This window comes from Vibrio sp. 10N.286.49.E11 (assembly GCF_041469505.1).
In the GTDB taxonomy this organism is placed as follows: Bacteria; Pseudomonadota; Gammaproteobacteria; order Enterobacterales; family Vibrionaceae; genus Vibrio; species Vibrio crassostreae_C.
The window spans coordinates 1-248 of sequence record NZ_JBFRKQ010000093.1 but is presented as its reverse complement, the minus strand read 5'-3'; the positions used below and the strand labels follow the sequence as shown (position 1 = coordinate 248).

Here is a 248-nt window from a genome sequence, read left to right as displayed (position 1 = left end):
GACGATGGTCACTTATCTATCGATAATAATCACGCTGAACGCGCAATTAAACCGCTGGTTATTGGCAGGAAAAATTGGCTATTCTCTAACACACAAAATGGTGCTGAGGCGAGCGCGATGCTTTACAGCATCATCGAGACCGCGAAAGCCAACGGTCTTATCCTCTACGACTACATGGTCAAGTGCATGAAAGAGCTGGCGAAAGCTGAGCCTGATATCGACGCACTCCTGCCTTGGAACTTCAAACA

1 protein-coding gene is annotated in these 248 nt (G+C 47.6%); it reads left to right on the top strand.

What is annotated here, in order from left to right; genetic code table 11:
- Positions 1-248, top strand: a 248-nt coding sequence (locus tag AB4167_RS19945; RefSeq protein ID WP_372136938.1) for a transposase, incomplete at both ends; no start/stop codon positions are given.